This window comes from Roseateles sp. P5_E8, assembly GCF_054177665.1.
On record NZ_JBGCUM010000149.1, the window covers coordinates 1 to 568 of the forward strand.

A 568-nucleotide genomic window follows, 5' to 3' on the forward strand; every position below is an offset into this window, starting at 1 on the left:
GTGCAGATCAGCCCGTCGTGCGACCAGACCGGATTGCTCCTCTTCCACGCCTCGACCACGTCGGGATCGGCCTCCTTGATCAGGGCGSGGAGCCGGGCGAGCCTTTCGCCCCGCCAGTCGCCGAGCTGCTCGATCCGCGCGTCTATCAAATCGGACGCAGATGCAGCGGACGCAGACTCGGCTGTCGCCGACGGACTTTTCTTCATGTGATTTCTCCACGGCGCCGAAGCGACACCCTTGGCGCATGAACCCGGYGAAGCCAAGCGGACGCCGCGGATCCGGCTTTGCCGGKCCGCTGGGGKCGCCCCCTTGAAGGGGGAGCGGCGAAGCCGCTACGGGGGTGGTTCATTTCGTCAGCGGCGTGGCTCGATCATCTTCCATCCRTTGCCCGACGGGTCGCGGAAGCCGGCGTCCACGGTGCCGTAGCGCTCCACGGGCTCCTGCGTGAACTCCACGCCGCGCTCGCGCATGCGCTCGTAGGCAGCGCGGCAGTCGTCCACTACCAGCACGAGCGGCGGCATCGCGCCCTTGGCGACGATCGCGCGCAGCGTCTGCGCCGTCTCCGCAT

General features: G+C 68.6%; 1 protein-coding gene and 1 pseudogene. Both read right to left on the reverse strand.

The window, feature by feature from the left end; genetic code table 11:
* A pseudogene (locus tag ACXRVZ_RS27705) lies at window positions 1–206 on the reverse strand (DUF1801 domain-containing protein); the annotation flags it as partial.
* 147 nt (window positions 207–353) lie between these two features.
* Window positions 354–568 (reverse strand): VOC family protein (locus tag ACXRVZ_RS27710; protein WP_458233146.1); only part of this gene is annotated, 215 nt, incomplete at its 5' end.